We start from the raw sequence: 567 nt of genomic DNA on the forward strand, positions 1-567 counted from the left end.
CAGCAATTCTTCAATTTGGGTCACTTTGTGTGTCGGCAGCCTTTTCAGCACATCACTTAAATAGGCATACGGATCCAAGCCATTCAGCTTTGCTGACTGGATTAAAGTCATGATATTCGCCGCTCGCTGGCCACTGCGCAGCGAGCCAGCAAACAGCCAGTTCTTGCGTCCTAAGGCCCAGGGACGCATCTGATTCTCTACCCAATTATTGCAAATCGGTAGATTGCCATCATCCAGATAGCGGCTTAAAGCTGGCCAACGCTTCAGAGTGTAATTGATCGCCTTGGCGGTGGGAGAACTCGATGGCACCGTCAGATGATGTTGGTTGAGCCATTCATACAGTTGTTGCATCACCGGTTGACTATGCTGTTGCCGGTATTCGCGGCGCTGTTCTGCTGTACTATCGGTCTTTTTCCTGAGTTCTGCTTCTATGGCATACAGTTTCTGAATCAGCACTAATGCCTGTTCAGCAACCTGACTTTTTTTGGTCACATGCAGTTCATGGAATTTACGACGTGCATGGGCCATGCAGCCCACCTCAATGACCTGGCCTGATTTAAAGCGTGC

At 49.4% G+C, this 567-nt stretch carries 1 protein-coding gene; it reads right to left on the reverse strand.

Features of this window, described 5'->3' with window-relative positions:
* A partial coding sequence (tnpC, locus tag HX129_RS17720; protein ID WP_286436401.1) for an IS66 family transposase occupies positions 1-567 on the reverse strand: 567 nt, incomplete at both ends.

It is taken from the genome of Acinetobacter sp. 251-1, from assembly GCF_030329305.1.
In the GTDB taxonomy this organism is placed as follows: domain Bacteria; phylum Pseudomonadota; class Gammaproteobacteria; order Pseudomonadales; family Moraxellaceae; genus Acinetobacter; species Acinetobacter piscicola_A.